This window comes from Streptomyces sp. NPDC023527 (assembly GCF_055560115.1).
The window spans coordinates 611,244-626,298 of record NZ_JBVHJJ010000001.1; the positions used below are offsets into that span (position 1 = coordinate 611,244).

The 15,055-nt window shown below is 69.7% G+C and carries 14 protein-coding genes; all 14 read left to right on the forward strand.

Annotated elements, in window-relative coordinates; all coding sequences use genetic code 11:
- The first annotated feature begins 19 nt into the window (after positions 1-19).
- On the forward strand, positions 20-523 hold the full coding sequence (locus ACZ303_RS02810) for a hypothetical protein (RefSeq protein WP_467334357.1): 504 nt from the start codon (positions 20-22) through the stop codon (positions 521-523).
- Positions 520-1,473, forward strand: a complete 954-nt coding sequence (locus tag ACZ303_RS02815) for a hypothetical protein (protein WP_467334359.1) — start codon at positions 520-522, stop codon at positions 1,471-1,473. Before ACZ303_RS02810 ends, ACZ303_RS02815 begins: the two co-directional genes overlap by 4 nt.
- A 37-nt stretch (positions 1,474-1,510) precedes the next feature.
- Positions 1,511-2,014, forward strand: coding sequence for a hypothetical protein (locus ACZ303_RS02820; RefSeq protein ID WP_467334360.1), 504 nt, complete (start codon positions 1,511-1,513; stop codon positions 2,012-2,014).
- A gap of 410 nt (positions 2,015-2,424) precedes the next feature.
- Positions 2,425-3,687, forward strand: coding sequence for a conjugal transfer protein (locus ACZ303_RS02825; protein ID WP_467334362.1), 1,263 nt, complete (start codon positions 2,425-2,427; stop codon positions 3,685-3,687).
- A gap of 52 nt (positions 3,688-3,739) precedes the next feature.
- Complete coding sequence (locus ACZ303_RS02830; RefSeq protein ID WP_215081347.1) at positions 3,740-3,973, forward strand: hypothetical protein; 234 nt, start codon at positions 3,740-3,742, stop codon at positions 3,971-3,973.
- Positions 3,970-4,665, forward strand: coding sequence for a hypothetical protein (locus tag ACZ303_RS02835; protein WP_467334367.1), 696 nt, complete (start codon positions 3,970-3,972; stop codon positions 4,663-4,665). Before ACZ303_RS02830 ends, ACZ303_RS02835 begins: the two co-directional genes overlap by 4 nt.
- A gap of 6 nt (positions 4,666-4,671) precedes the next feature.
- A complete protein-coding gene (locus tag ACZ303_RS02840; protein ID WP_467334368.1) occupies positions 4,672-7,236 on the forward strand; it encodes an ATP-binding protein in 2,565 nt (854 codons plus the stop codon).
- Positions 7,233-7,811, forward strand: a complete 579-nt coding sequence (locus tag ACZ303_RS02845) for a hypothetical protein (protein ID WP_467334370.1) — start codon at positions 7,233-7,235, stop codon at positions 7,809-7,811. The genes ACZ303_RS02840 and ACZ303_RS02845 overlap by 4 nt, the downstream gene beginning before the upstream one ends.
- Positions 7,808-9,913, forward strand: a complete 2,106-nt coding sequence (locus ACZ303_RS02850) for a hypothetical protein (RefSeq protein WP_467334372.1) — start codon at positions 7,808-7,810, stop codon at positions 9,911-9,913. The genes ACZ303_RS02845 and ACZ303_RS02850 overlap by 4 nt, the downstream gene beginning before the upstream one ends.
- Positions 9,910-10,692, forward strand: coding sequence for a hypothetical protein (locus ACZ303_RS02855; protein WP_467334374.1), 783 nt, complete (start codon positions 9,910-9,912; stop codon positions 10,690-10,692). The genes ACZ303_RS02850 and ACZ303_RS02855 overlap by 4 nt, the downstream gene beginning before the upstream one ends.
- Positions 10,693-10,696: 4 nt before the next feature.
- Entirely contained in the window at positions 10,697-11,932 is a 1,236-nt protein-coding gene (locus ACZ303_RS02860) for a peptidase M23 (protein WP_467334376.1), read from the forward strand.
- A gap of 89 nt (positions 11,933-12,021) precedes the next feature.
- On the forward strand, positions 12,022-12,894 hold the full coding sequence (locus tag ACZ303_RS02865; protein ID WP_467334378.1) for a hypothetical protein: 873 nt from the start codon (positions 12,022-12,024) through the stop codon (positions 12,892-12,894).
- Positions 12,895-12,969: 75 nt separating this feature from the next.
- Positions 12,970-13,875, forward strand: a complete 906-nt coding sequence (locus ACZ303_RS02870) for a hypothetical protein (RefSeq protein ID WP_467334379.1) — start codon at positions 12,970-12,972, stop codon at positions 13,873-13,875.
- A 229-nt stretch (positions 13,876-14,104) separates the two neighbouring features.
- The gene (locus tag ACZ303_RS02875) at positions 14,105-14,971 is read left to right on the forward strand and encodes a methyltransferase domain-containing protein (RefSeq protein ID WP_467334381.1); all 867 of its coding nucleotides are present in this window, start codon (positions 14,105-14,107) and stop codon (positions 14,969-14,971) included.
- The last annotated feature ends 84 nt before the right edge of the window (positions 14,972-15,055 follow it).

Below are 15,055 nucleotides of genomic sequence, written 5' to 3' on the forward strand. Positions count from 1 at the left end.
AATTGTGGGAGGACCATCCATGAGTGAGCAGTACGAATACTTCGTCGAAGCGGTTCCGTCGGTGGACGACCTGTACACGGCGGAGCGCCCGTCGAGCCTTTGGCGGCGTGCGGGGGAGCGGTGGGAATACCTGTCGCTGATCGACTGGACGTGGCACGACGTCAAGGACACGAACGTCAAGTTCCCGCCGCGGGTGGAGGGCCTGATCCCGGTGTCGGCGGAGCGAGCGGCCGCGCTGGAGGCCGATCGTCAGGGATGGGTGCGGTACTGGGCGCGGTACACGAGCGAGCAGCGCTACGACGAGGGCCAGCCGCCGACGACCGTGGTCAGGCGCCGACGGAGCCCGGAACACGTCCGTGACGAGGTGTTCCGGCGGAATGACACCTGGGGCCCGACCGAGGCGATCTTCGAATTCTTCGATCCTCGCCCGTCGAATCCGCCGCACCTGGTCGAAATCACCCCGGATGAAGCCGAACAGCTCCTCCAGGAGCTGCGTGGTGTGACGGGAGCCACCGAGCTGTGAGCGAACGTACGGGGGGCTGGGAGGGCGAGGGCTACGACCTCAGCCCGGAGGAAAACCGCGTCATCACCGAGCGGTGGGAGCGTGCCGCGGCGGCACGTGACCGAATGGACGACATGATGAAGGGAATCCAGCAGGAAACGGCGCAGTCGCACGGTGGAAAGCTGGAGGGTCTCGACTACTCCCTCAAGGGGCTGGACTCCTTTCGACGCAAGGCCGCCGTCGCAATCGACGCAGGCGACAGCGCCGAGATAGCGGCCGGTGAGGTCAAGGACCTCAACCGCTACACCCTGACTTTCGAGCCGGACACGTACACCTCGGGCGTGGAGCGCACGTACGCGCGGCTAGACAAAGCGGGTTACGAGCCGATACCCAAGTCGGAGAAGAACACCTGGGAAGACCCGGTGTACAAGGGGGTCAACACCTCCTGGCAGCACAGGGAGACGGGGGAGAAGTTCGAGCTCCAGTTCCACACTCCGGACAGCTTCAAGGCCAAGATGGAGAACCACGAGCTGTACGAGCTTTCCCGTGGAAAGGCTCTCAAAGCGCTCAGCAACGACGACGAGACGCTGGCTGCCTCCTATAAGGATGCCGCGAACCTTCTGCAGAACGAGCGATACCGGAACGTCAAGGTGCCGCCGGGGCAGGAGAAGATCGGTAAGCGGATGATCCGGGACAAGCTCAATCCCGATGTGGACCCGGAGCACGTGGAGCTGCTCCGGCAGGCGGAAGCGAAGCTGCGGGCCGAGAACCTCGCCAAGGCCGCGCCCAAGGTGCCGGAGCAGGAGCAGGCCACCCTTCAGACCGATGGCCTCACTCGGTTCGAAACTCCCGACCTGCGACATAAATTGACCACGAGGCCGGCCACGGAAGCGGCCAAGCGGGACGCCGAGGCCCCGAGCCTCGACCCGTTGCCGAGGCAGTCGCGCGGCCGTGGTCCGTCGCTGAGTTGATCAATTTCTCCGTACCCTCCGCGGAAGAGAGACATTGATGACTGGTCAGTACGAATACTTCGTGCAAGTGGTCCCGTGCGTGGTCGCCGAGTACACGAAGGAGCGTCCTTCCGGGCTCTGGCGCCGGCTGCGGGTGGAATGGGAGTACCTGTCGCTGATCGATTGGTCGTGGCGCACGGTGGAGGCCGCAGACACGTGGTTCCTGCCTCAGGCGGAGAGCTTGCATCCGATATCGGAGCGGCGCGCCGCCGAATTGGAGGCCGACCGGCAGGTCTGGGTGCGTTACTGGGCGCTTTACGTGGACGAGGAGGACTGGAGGGAGGGCGAGTCGCCGACCACGGTCGTCCGGCGCCGGCGCAGTCCGGAGCACGTTCTCGACGAGTCCTTCTGGTCGAACGACGTCTGGGGCCCCACGGATGCGATCGTCGACACCTACGAGGGTCGGACCTCGGACTGGCCGCATCTGTTGGAGCTGAGCGCGCATGAGGCCGATTCGCTCCTCCAGGAGCTCTTCGGGCTGAGGGACGTTACGGCGTTGTGAGTCCCTCCGCCTATCGAGCAGGTGTGGCAGGCGGCGCACATCGGTACAGGGCCGTAGGGCCGGCGGCTCGGACCATTTCGATGGCTTCAACGCGGAGGTCGGGGCATCTCCGCAACAGGTTGGCTACAAATATTCCTTTCGCGGGGCCCGGCCAATGGCCGTCGAAGGCCGAATCGGCGTCGTCCGGCCCGCGTTCCGGGGCCGTGCTGTCGTTCAGTCGTGACCTGGGGCATGGAGGTGTTGCCCGGGCACGCCGAACCGTCCGCATTGTCGTGAATTCGGGGCTTGGTCAATGGTCCGCAGCCGTTCGGGTCTGAACAGTTGCGCTCAAATGAAGTTGTTTGACGATCAGAAATAGGCCAAGTACTGTCCTGCCACTCAGGCCTAGCACGGGGGAAGGGTCACCAGGGTTGAGCACGTTCAAGACGGTCATGCGGCGGATTCTGAATCTGCCGGAACCGCGGAGCGACAAGAGCGCGGCCACCCCGCCCGCCGACAACGCACCGGCACAGCAGTCCTCGGCGGCCGCGGTTCAGCCGCATCCCAAGTCCGGACCGGTGATCCCGCCGCCCGCCGCTCTCCAGCAGTGGGCCGACGCCGCCGCCCGTCTCCAGGCGCAGACACCCGCGCCGCCTCAGGCGCAGCAGATCGCGCCCGATGCCCGGGACAAGCGGGACCGCGACGTCCCCTGGCAGATCGAGGACGAGAAGAGCGGCACCCAGTTCCTGGTCAAGGTCGGCCGCGGAGCACTGTGGGCGGTCGTCGCGCTGGCCGCGATCACGGGCATCCGCTCCTGGTTCTGGGCTCCGGCGCCCCCCAAGGACGACCCGGTTCACGTCAACAACGGGCCCACCTACCCCGTGCAGGAGGCCCAGGCCGTCGCCGCCCGTTTCGCGCGGGCCTACCTGACCTGGGACGAGGGCGCCCCCGAGGCACGCACCGATGCTCTGGCACGTGACATGGCCAAGGGGCTGGACGCCACAGCGGGCTGGAACACCAAGGGGCACCAGGAAGTCCTCGTTGCCCAGCCCGGTCCGGTCGCCGAGGAGAAGGACAAACGGGCCCGGGTACGGGTCGATGTCCTGGTGAAGGGGCCTGCTTCCACCGACGGTGAGAAGTCGGGGGACAAGGACAAGCAGGCTGACAAGTCCAAGGACGACAAGTCCAAGGACAAGAAGGACGAAGCGAAGAAGGACGACAAGGACAAGGATCCCAAGTCGGCCACCGGGCCCAAGTGGGTCGGCCTGGAGATCCCCGTCGTCTACACGTCCGGCCGCGTCGTCGTCACGGGCCAGCCCGGCTTGGTGGGCGTCCCGCAGAACGCCCCGTCCGTACCCGCGCTCGCCGGGAAGACCGGTGACAACGAGTTCAGCGGCAAGACCCGTGGCGTGGTCGAGGAGTTCTTCGGCAAGTACGCCTCGGGTGAGGCCGAGTCCGTCGCCGCGCCCGGTGCCTCCATCTCGGCCCTGCCGCCGGGAGTGACCCTCGGCTCACTCCGCAACTGGTCGGTCGAGGAGGGAAGCGGCAGCGACCGGACCGGCGTCGCCACCGTCACCTGGCTGATCTCCGGAGCCGAGCTCGAGCAGACGTACCGGGTCAAGCTGACCCGGGTCGCTTCGGCCAAGGCCGAACGTTGGCAGGTCGTCGAGATCCACGGCGGAATGTCCTCCTGACCGGTGCCGGAATCCGGGCCTGTCCGCTCTTATCTCAAGTAAAGGGAAAACGATGGAATTCGCGCTGTCCGATGGTAATGAGCTCAAGTCCTGGGTGATTGCCGTAGCCGGGAACATCTTCCTGATCGTGCTGGCGGTCAGGGCGATCGGCCACTACGCGAAGCGTGAGTGGGGTGAGCTGCTCGCCCACTTCATAGCGGGCGTCGTCGTCGCCGGTTTCGTCTACTCCTCGGACAGCGCCAAGGGCATGCTCACCGCGATCTGGACCAAAGTGGCGGGCGCATGAGGGTAGGACATACCTTCACCCGCCACTTCGACCTGGAGACACGGCAGCATGAGCTGCTCGGCATGGACCTCGGCGAGGGCCCGTCACGACGGGTCCTCGTCACGGGCGCGGTTGTCTACGCGGTCTGGATGGGCGGGCTCTTCCTGATCTTCGGCTGGCCCTCGCAGATCTTCTTCACCCTCTACTTCGCGCCGCCGGCCCTCGTCACCTTCTACGGATCGCAGCGGTCGCGGCGCAATGAGCGGCGCTGGAACCTCACCCAGTGGGCCCTTGCGATCCGCTATCTCACGGTCGGGCACCGCCCGGTCATCAACGGCGGACGGCGCGCGGCGGACCGCAGTGAGTGGCTGCCGCTGCGCGCCCGCCTGGGCGACCGGACCGAAGAATTCATGAACATGCCCGGAATGGGTGTCTTCGAGGGCGTACTCGGTGGCGAGGCGCCCCGGTCCACGGCCGGCCGGCCGGTGAAGCTGGACTCCCGGCCGCGCCTGTACGGGCCGGACCACGTCTACCGCGCCCGGATGCGCAGCCTGCCCCCCAAGGAACGCAAGGCGGCCGAGCGGCAGGCGGCGCAGCAGCGGGCCGCCCGGCGTGCTCAGCCGGTTCAGCAGGTATGGACGGGCGGCCGCACGGCGCCCATGCCCGCGCCGACGGCCGCCCAGCGGGCCAGGGTCGGCCAGGAAGGTACGTGATACGCCATGAAGTTCACCAAGGGCATCGCCCGATTCCTCGGGGTCGACGGCGACCGCTCCGCTCCGCCGCCCCGCTATGTCGCGCTGGCGGACGGCCTGATCGTCACGGAGACGCACGCCGAGGCGTGGTTCGTGCTGAGCAGCTCCAACACCGACCTGATGTCGGAGTCGGCGCGCGACGGTGAGCACGACCAGGCCAGCAGCGCGCTGGCGCGTACGCTCGCGGGCTACGACTGTCACTTGAAGGTCCTGTGGGCGCCGCTGAACGCGGAGGAGTACCGTACCGAGGCGGAGAGCCTGTTCTCGGCGGGCAACTTCGCGGACTGGGCCGACATGCGGGTCGAGCGGCTGGATCAGCTCGAACTTCCCACGCGTCTGCTGTTGCTCGGTGTGCGCATCTCCGAGCGCTCCACCCAGGCCAAGGCCCGCGGCAGCAGAGGCATGCAGGAAGCACTGGGCATCGGCTCGACGTCGGTGTCCCAGAAGGAGATGGCCCGACTGGACGCGCTCACCCGCCGCCTGGGCCGCCAACTGGAGACGACCCCGTGGAAGGCGCAGCCGGCCACCGTCGAGATGCTGGCCTGGACGATCGCGCGCGAGCTGCGCCGCGACACCGTCCTGCCCAACCCGGACGCCGACGGAATGATCACCGGCGCCAAGCTCGCCCAGCTCACGCGCGGCCGCGTGCTGCCGTACCCCGACCACCTGCGCCTGGTCGACCAGCGCGGCGAAACCACCTCCTGGACCGCCGTGCTCACCATGGACGGCTTCCCCGAGGAGATGGAGTCGCCCGGAGCGGGCGAATGGCTGCGGGCCGTCGCCGAGATCACCTACGTGCCCGAGTACCGGGACGAGGACGAGTACACACCGGAAATCCAGGTCAAGCCGGTCAACCCCGAGCCGTCCGTCCGCTTCAAGGTGCTGCACAAGCGGGACGCCCTGAAGCAGATCGACGAGGTCCGCCGACTCGCCAAGGAGCAGCGGCAGAGCGCCGCCAAGCACTCCGCCGGCGAGACCGCGCAGGAGATCGAGGAGACCGAGGAGACGATGACGGCCCTCTCGCGCGACATGAAGCGCGAGGACGTCACGCTGATGGAGGACCATCCGCGCCTGATCGTCACCAGCGACGTCTCCCTCGACGACCTGCGGGCCCGCTGCGACGCCGTCATCGGCTTCTACGGCGGTATCGGCATCGAGGTCAGCGTCGCCGCCGAGGAACAGCGCGAGCTGTGGCTGGAGGCCCAGCCCGGCGACATGCTGCGCGTGCCGGACCTGTTGCACACGCGCACGGTCGGCGCGTTCGCCGGCTCATGGTTCTGGGGCGGCGCGTCGGTCGGTGACGACACCGGCCCGATCATCGGCTACCTGACGGGCTCGACGCCGGGCGTCGTCCGCAACGACCTGACCGGCGGCTCCGAGCGCGGTGACGCGACAACCACCGCGTTCATCGGCCGAAGCGGCCGCGGCAAGACGACGGCGATGATGCTGTCGCTGATGGACTCCGCCTTCCGCGGCTCGTTCGTGCTCGCCCTGGACTTCAAGGGCGACATGGGCGGGCTGGTCTCGGCCGGCCAGCGGTACGGGCTCAACGCCCACCTCATCGAGACGGGCGCCCAGTACGCGGGCGTGGCCGACCTGTTCTCGCTGCTGTCCGGCGAGAGTGCCGAGCGCGCGCAGACCGAGGTGCCGGCCCAGCTGGGCATCGCGCTGCCGCAGCACCTGCGGATGCGCGGCGCGGAGACCCCGATCCAGAGCGCGGTCAACGAGGTCATCGCCGACGGCGACCCGGCGACGTGGAAGGTCATCGAGCGGCTGCGGCGGTCCGAGGACGAACTGGCCCGGGAGGCCGGCGACGCCCTCTTCGAGCTGTCGCTCACCGGCCTCGGCGCGCCGTTCATGGGCAAGCCCTCCGGCAGCACACTGCTCACTCCGTCGTCCGGCATGTGGGTGGTCCAGGTCCCCGGCATCAGCCTGCCGTCCCCCGACGACGGCCGTGACGACTGGTCGGTGCACCAGCGCCTGTCCGTGGCGCTCGTCCACTCGCTGCTCGCCTACGGCATCAGCATGGCCGGCCGTAAGGACCTGCGCGGCCTGCGCAAGGTCGTCGCGGTGCCGGAGGTGCACGTCCTCACGGCCACGCGTGAGGGCAGTTCGTTCCTCCAGTACATCGCCCGAGTGGGACGAGCGCTGCACACCGCCCTGGTCGTGGACACCCAGGACCCGGAGTCGCTGGCGAGCCTGACGGGTCTGGTGGAGCAGATGACGACGGTCTTCGGCTTCCAGCTGACGACGCCCGAGCAGCAGGACGCGATGGCGGCCCTGCTGGACCTGCCGAAGGACCCGCACACGCGGCAGCTCATCCAGGCCATCGGTGTGGACGTCACGCAGGAGATCCGGCACGGCCACTGCATCATGCGCGACCGCCGCTTCAGCAGCGCGACCGTGCAGTTCGACGTGCCCTCGCTGGAGATGCTGCAGCTTCTGAACACGACACCGAAGACGACCGGCGCCATAGCGGATCCGGCCTCGGCGGTCATGAGCAAGGCCGAGCCCCAGGAGGCAATCGCATGAGGCGGGTCGCGGCAGTGGCCGTGGCGGCGGCATCGGTCCTGGCGGTCGCCGGGTGCTCGTCGTCGCACGACGGCAAGGGCAAGGGCGGGGAGAGCCGCGGCAACCCGGGCGTCAGCAAGGAGGAACGCTCCCGGGCGGACGCGGAGGCACGGGAGCGGGCGAAGGACGAGGCGGCGATGAAGGATGCCGCCGTCCGGCAGGTGAAGGCGTACCTCGCCAACGACGTACGGACGATGTGTGCCCTGGAGACCCCGAACAAACAGGGCGACGGCGGACTCGACGGATGTGTGGAGCGCTACCGGGACCAGCCCGGTGAGACACCGGAGCCCAACACCACCGTGATCACCGAGGGCGCGCCCGTGACCGTACCGCCGATCGGGAACCATCCCGAGGGGGCCGGCTTGATGGTCACGAAGAAGACCACCGACGGTGCGCGGGCTTCCTCCTACCGGTGGGCCGTGCGCATGGTCAAGATCGACGGCAAGTGGTTGGTCGATCAGAAGACGCACATCCGGGACGACGCGATGTCGGACTCCAGCCCCGTCCGCAGCTCCCTGATGGGGTCTCAGGGATGAAACTTCCCCGCTTCCGGAACCTCCTGATACCGCTCCTCGGTGCGGTCACCACGTTGATGGTGACCGCAGGGGCCGCCGCGGCCGATGACAAGAAGTTCGACAAGTACGCGCCCGCGGGCGTCGGCGATCTCCTGCGCACCCCCCGCGTCGGTAAGGGCGGTGGCTCCACCCTCTACGAGCAGTACGGCGCCTCCCTCTACTACCGGCTCGACAACGAGCTGGGGTGGAAGGACATCGGCTGGAGCATGCTCAACGGCATCGCCGACCTCTTCATGGGACTGACCGTCTGGGTCACTCAGTCGGCCGTGGTCGCCGTCCAGTGGACGCTGAGTTTCACCGACGTCCAGGACATCCACGACTCGATCACCCGGGCCATCTCCAGCGCCGGCGGCACGGTCTCCGAGACCCTGCTGCCCTCGGCGCTGGCCGTGGGAGCCCTGGTGGCCTGGGGCAATCACCGGAAGGCTAGCGGCAGCGGCCTCGGCCAAATCGGCTGGGTGGTCGCCTCGGGCGTGCTGGCGGTATCACTGATCAACACCCCCGGCGTATGGGTCGACGGCATCGACAGTGTGCGCAAGGTCGGTTCCAGCATCGCCATGCAGGCCACGAGCGCCGGCATGAACAGCGAGGTGCAGGAACCCTTCGCCGTCAGCGGGAGCCCGGACCTCGACCAGAAGGACAAGAAGGAAAGCGAAGATTCGAAGAAGAACAAGCTGGTTCGCAAGTCCAGCGACGCGATCTGGCGGTCGTACGTCGTCACCCCTTGGTGCATCGCCGAATTCGGCAACATCGACACCTGCAAGGAATTCGGCGAGAACACCCTCAAGGGAACGGGCGAGCCGACCGACAACGACGACTTCGATGACAAGCGTGAGCAGTACCTGAGCGAAACGCTCAGCGACGAGAAGATCGGCAAATCGGCCATGAAGTGGCGGCAGGGCAAGAACGCCGGCCGTGTCACGGTCGCGATCGCCGCCTTCATCTGCGCCGTGCTGTTCGCCATCCTCGCCATCGCCCTGGCCTTCGCCTCCCTCGCCTCGCTGATCGGCGCGCTGATGCTGCTCCTCGCGGGAGTGGTGTTCGCCTGTCTATGGGTGATCCCGGGCAGGCCGCGGCAGTGGGGCCTGCGCTGGTTCGACGCTCTGCTGGGCTTCGCCCTGCAGTCGTTCGTGAGCACGATGGTGCTGGGCGTCGTCCTGGTGCTGAACACCGTGAGCATCTCGATGATGGGCAAGTACGGCTATTTCGCCGCCATCGGTGTCAGCATCACCAGTGCGATCGTGGCGTTCAAGTTCCGTGCCGTGATGGACAGCATCGTCGGCGTCACGGGCGCGTTGTCCCCGGGAGCCTCGGCGGCCGGCATGGCGCTGGGGCGCAGGGCGAGCAGGCTCGCCGGCAAGGCCACCGGCTGGTCGGCCAAGCAGGCGTCCCGACCGGCCAGGTGGGCCGGCAGGAAGGCCGGTGCGGCCGCGGTGAACGGCGCCAAGGCCGGTGGAAGGGCCCTCGGCGCGGGGGTCTCGAACATGGGCAGCGCCGTGGCCGCCCGTGCCGCGACCGTGGGGTCGTTGGCCACCTTGAATGCCCAGCGTCCGGCTCAGGGCGGCGGAGCGGGAGCCGGAGCGGCAGCCGGCGCCGGGTCAGGTCGGTCGGGCGGTGGCCGTGGCGGTGGCCGGGACGGCGCGCCGAACGTGGGCGCCGGTGCCGGAGGTTCTCGCGGCGCGGCGGCCGGCAGGACGGTCGCGACCCTGCCGGAGCGGCGTTCTACCGGCGTGGGCAACGTCCGGCCGCGGGGCGCGCTCCGCTCCGAGCAGGCGAATGCCGAACGTACCCAGAACAGCGCCGCTCAGGCAGGGCGCACGGGAGCCGCGGCGGCGCAGAACGGCGCCGCGCGGCGCCGCCAGGCGCCACAGACCCGCAACGCCCAGGAGGCCCCCCGTTTCCGCTCGGCCCCGCGGCCGCGCAGCGTGCCGCGTCAGCAGCGCATCGGTGAGGCCCGCAGGGCGGCCGCCACCACCAGCCGGCGCGGTGGTCCGGCACAGGCGAATCGTTCCGTCGGCGCTCCGGCTCCCACCGCCGGTCGCCGCCGCAGGAGGAACACGTGAGCAAGGAGCAGGGGCCGCAGAATCCGGCCGAGTGGCGTGAGCTGCTGAAGACCCCGTACGAGTACCCCGAGGAGATCGAGACGGCTCCGAAGCGGTCCCTGCGTCGCCGGGCCCGCAAGATCTACCGTCAGGACCAGAAGGCGGAGCTCAAGCGGCGCCTCGCGGAGGAGCGCCGCCGGGAGCCGGTCACCGCGGGTGGTGCCATCGTGGTGATCGTCGTGTTCCTCGCCCTGGGAGCGGCCGCCACCCACTGGTGGCCGGACGACAAGGGCTCGGCGAAGGTCGTCCGGGCGGGCGACAGGGCGGACACGCGGACCGAGGCGACGCCGGACCAGGGGTCCCGCACACCAGCGGCTCCGGCCACCCCGTCACCATCCTTGAAGGTCGACCTCAGCAAGCCGGAGAAGACGGCGGAGGGGTGGGCGCGCGCCTACTGGGCTCGTAATCCCCCGGTGGACCAGACCCACAAGGCGGCGGTGCGGCGCGCGGCGCCGTGGATGACCTCTGCCCTGAGCGAGAACCTGCAACAGTTCGACGACCCGTCGTGGAACGAGCTGGTCTCCAACGGCGGCGTGGCCACCGTGAACCGAGTCACCGTCGGCCCCGCCGACGACGACCGGGTGCGCACTCAGGCCGACACCCCCACGCGGGTCTGGCGCAAGGTGACGGTGGAGACGACCGTCGCGGGCTACCGCAAGTACAACGAGAACAAGGTCCTCCTCACCGAGATCATGCGCAACGGCGACACGTGGCGCGTGGGCCGGGTCCTGGGGGTCTGAGCCGGTGGACGGACGTCAGGCCCTCGCTCTCGCGGCGGGGGGAGCCCGGCGTGCCCTGATGGTCAAGGTCGGGCTCCCCCTCATGGCCGCCTTCCTGGCTGCGCTCATCGTGCTCGGCGCGGTGTCCGGCCTCGGCGGCGGCGGCTCGGCCGCCGCCGCCGGCTGCGGCGAGCGGGGACAGCCCGCCGACGACGGGCCACAGGGCAACGGACAGCAGGGCGACGCCACGGGCGGGGCCGACAAGGAGCTGCGTGCCAGGCAGGTCGCCAACGCCAAAATCATCGACCAGGTCGCGAAGGACGGGAAACTGCCCGGGCGAGCCACGCTCATCGCGCTGATGACCGCTCTCGCCGAGTCGCAGCTGGACAACATCCGCAGGGGTGACCGCGACTCGGTGGGCCTGTTCCAGCAGCGCACGTCGACCGGTTGGGGGACCGTGGACCAGATCATGGACCCCAAGTACGCGACCCATATGTTCCTCTTCGGCGGCGACAGCGGCGACCCGCCCGGGCTGACCGACGTCCCGTGGGAAAGCCTGTCGCTCAACGACGCCGCCCAGAAGGTGCAGCGGTCCGGCTTTCCCCACGCCTACGGCCCGAAGGAGACGCAGGCCCGCAGTATCGCGAAGGAGGCCGGGATCGACCTGGACCGGTCCGGCGAGGAACACCCGGCCCAGCCGGGGCAGAAGAATTCCGGGGGGACCAGCGGCGGGGACAAGGACGCGAACAAGGGCAAGGACAAGGACCCCGACGAGCCCCCGGCGGACTGCAACACCTCGGGTGGCCAGCCGGGCAAGCCCGGCGAGCCGTTCCACGACAGCAAGGCTGACTGGCCCGCCTCCGTGAAGAACCCTTACTCCACCGAGCAAGCGATCAAGTGGGCAAAGGACGAGGCCGCGAGTGGCCGCAAGAACTGGTTCGCGATGTGCCTCGCCTTCACGGCCAGAGCGTACGGGCGGCCGTCGTCCGGCACGAACTTCGCGATCGACCACTACCAGATCGAGATGCCGAAGGACATGCGGCACGACGGTGACCGCAATCCGCCTCCCGGCGCCCTGATGTTCTGGGACACCGGGCACCGGGCGGGGCACGTCGCCGTCTATGTGGGTGACGGAAAGATCGCCTCCAACGACATCGTGACCCCCGGCGCCATATCCATCGTTCCCGCCACCGACATCGAGACCAAGTGGAACGCCAAGTATCTGGGCTGGTCACCCCCCTATTACCCCAACGGGGGGTGATCCGGGTCATCATTACCGTGAGGTCCGTGGCGTCGTGCGTGCCTTGGACCTCTCGGCCTGCTGGCAGCGGCAGTAAGTAAGGATTGACCATGCCTGTTGTGACGGACCTCGACTCGGTCCCTCTGACGCCCGTCTACACCATCGTCATCAACGCAACGGGCGAAGCGACGATCGAGGGGGAGCCGGTCGAGTACCTGCCGGGTGAGGACGCCCGGACGTCGGCCCTCGCCGAGATCAGTGTCCGGGCGGCCCGGCGCGGCCATCCCATACGCATCAACGCCAAGGAGCCGGACGGGTCCGTCTGGCCGTTGATCGTCGACCACGACGGGGCGGTGACGCCGCTGTCGGCACCGCATCCGATTCCGGTCCCGGCTCCGGTCCAGGCTCCGGCTCCTGCTTCGGTCCCGGCTCCGGTCCCCGCTCCGGCGGTGGTCGAGCCCGTGCTGCGGCCGCCCGCGCAGTCGCCCGTACGAGAGCCCGTGCCGCCGCACGTACCCTCGCCGCCCGCGCCGCAGCCCGCGTTTCCGGTCGCCTCCCCGGCGGAACCCCCCGCCGGCTGGCAGTCCGCGCTTCCCGCGCATCACGCGCCCCGCTTCGCCCGCATCGTCGCCGCCGAGCTGAGTGGCGACCTCGCCGCCGCCGCGGTCGCCGCGAAGGAGCTGGAGGCGGCTGTCGACCGGGAGTACGGGCCGCTGCACCCGCACACCATCGGCGCCCTCGGCACCCGCGCCTGGCTGTCGCTGCTGCTTCAGGACGACTGGGCCGCCGCCACCCGTCTCCACCTGCGGACGGCCGAACGCCGCGACACCGCGCGGGCGCCGCTGGCGGAGACCCGGCGGACGCTGCGCAACGCCCACGCCGCGTGGCGCCGCCTCGCCGCGACCGACGCGGCGGAGGCCGAGGACATCCGGCCGGAGCTGCTGCGGGTCACCGAGCTCATCGAGGGCGAGCCGCAGGAGTAGGGGCGGGCCACCTTCCCTCGCCCTGCAACGGTGGCCTTCCGCGAGAAGGCCCCGCCTTCCGCGATAATCGCGATCATGCTGCCCGACATGCCCGCCTCCGTCACGGACGGGCCGCATCGACGGCTGCTGCCCGACGTGCTCGCCATCGGTGCGCCGTACCCGCTCCTCCTCGCCGGCACCTACGCCGTACGCGCGCACGGTCTGACCGACGAGCGTCCGGCCGACGAGGGGCCGGCCGGCGACCCCACGACCGGCGACCGCCCAACCGGCGCCCTCCCGGTCCACGACCCCGAATCCGCCGTCGCGGCCGCCGCCTATCCCGACGCCCCCCGCCCGGAAGCCACCCACCCAAGCCCCGCCGCCCCACCCCTCGCCGACCTGGACCTCGTCACCGACACCCCCACCCCCATGGCGGACCTCGCCACCGCCCTCCGCGCCGGTCTGGAAGAGCGCGGCTGGCAGGTCGAGCCCGTGGAACCCGTGGCCGCCGACCCCCTCGCCGCGCGGCTCACCGTGACCGACCCCGGGTCGGGGGAGAGCCACGCGGTCGACCTCCGCAAGGAGACGCTGTGGCGGCCGCCGGTGGAGAGCGCGTACGGGCTCGTACCCGCCGTCGAGGACGTCGTCGGCCTCGAAGTGCGCGCCCTCGCGGATCTCGGGCTCGCCCGGCACCTCGTACACGTCCGGGCCGCGGCCGCGCGCTGGTCGCACACCGAACTGGAGGAGTTGGGCCGACGGCACGCCCGCGACGGCGTCCTCGACCTCACCGACCTCCAGGCCCGCCTCGCGGGGACCGAGTGGCTCGACGACAGGGAGCTCGCCGCGTACGGGCTCGACCGCGCCCAGCGGGCCGAGCTGCACCGCTGGGCCCAGAACTGGGCCGACGACATCGCCGAACACCTCATGGAGGAGGCCCCGTTCGAGGACGGGACCTTCGACGACGCTCCCGACGCCCCACCCTTCGAGCAGCCACCGGAATAACGCATCCGTCACCTCCACCCCGCACCGATGGCCGGAAAGATCCGCTGCCGCGTCCCCGGCCGAGGACGCGGCCTTGCCCCTGGCCTCGCGGCTGCTGGAGGCTTCACCACGGCGGACGGTTGATCGCGCCCGCCGTGGACCTCCGTACGGGCAGCCCTCGACAGCCCCTCCCGCTGACAGGCGGGAGGGGCTGTTGGATCGGGCAGCCGATCCCTGGAAGGAGCACAGCGTGCCGCAGGAATCCGCCCCGGAATTACAGGTCACCGCCGAGGAAGTGGGCGATTGGTACGACCGGTTCGGCGACATCTACCACGAGACCCTCGGCGAGAGCGTCCACTGCGGCCTGTGGTTCCCGCCGGACGAGCCCCACCCCACGAGCATGGACCTGGTCGACCTGTCGTCGCGCGCCCAGGACCGCTACACCGACTACCTCATCGAAACCCTGGACCCCCACGCCGACCACCACGTCCTCGACATCGGCTGCGGCACCGGCCGCTCCGCCCTCCGGCTGACCCAGCAGCGCGGCGCCAAGGTCACCGGCGTCGCCGTCAGCAAGGACCAGATCGCCCGCGCCAACCGGCTCGCCGCCACCCACGGGCTGACCGACCGGCTCACCTTCGAGTACGCCGACGCGATGCGCCTGCCGTACGAGGACGCGTCGTTCGACCGCGCCTGGGCGGTGGAGAGCCTCTGTCACATGGACCGTGCGAAGGCCCTCCAGGAGGCGTGGCGGGTGCTGCGCCCCGGCGGGGACCTCCTGGTCCTGGAGTCGGTCCTCACCGGTGACCTGACGGAGGCCGAGACCGCCGTCTTCCAGGGGATGCTGGCCTCCAACCTTCCGCCCCGCTTACCGGAGTTCTTCGAGATGGTCGGCCGGGCCGGCTTCGAGACGCTGGAGATGAAGGACCTCTCGGCGAACCTCGCCATGACGATGAACGTCATGGCGCTGGTCTGCCACGACCGGCGGGAGGAGTTCACGGAGCGCTTCGGCGCCGAGTTCACCGACAGTGTGATCACGGGCCTCCCGGCGGCCCGCGACGTCACCGCCCGCAAGACCCGTTTCTTCCTGCTCCTCCTGCGCAAGCCGCTCGCGTAACCCCTGGGGCACGGCTGGGGCGTGGGCCGCGACCGTCGCCCCCAGCCGTTCCCTCCAGCCACCGCTGCTCCCAGCCGTTCCCTC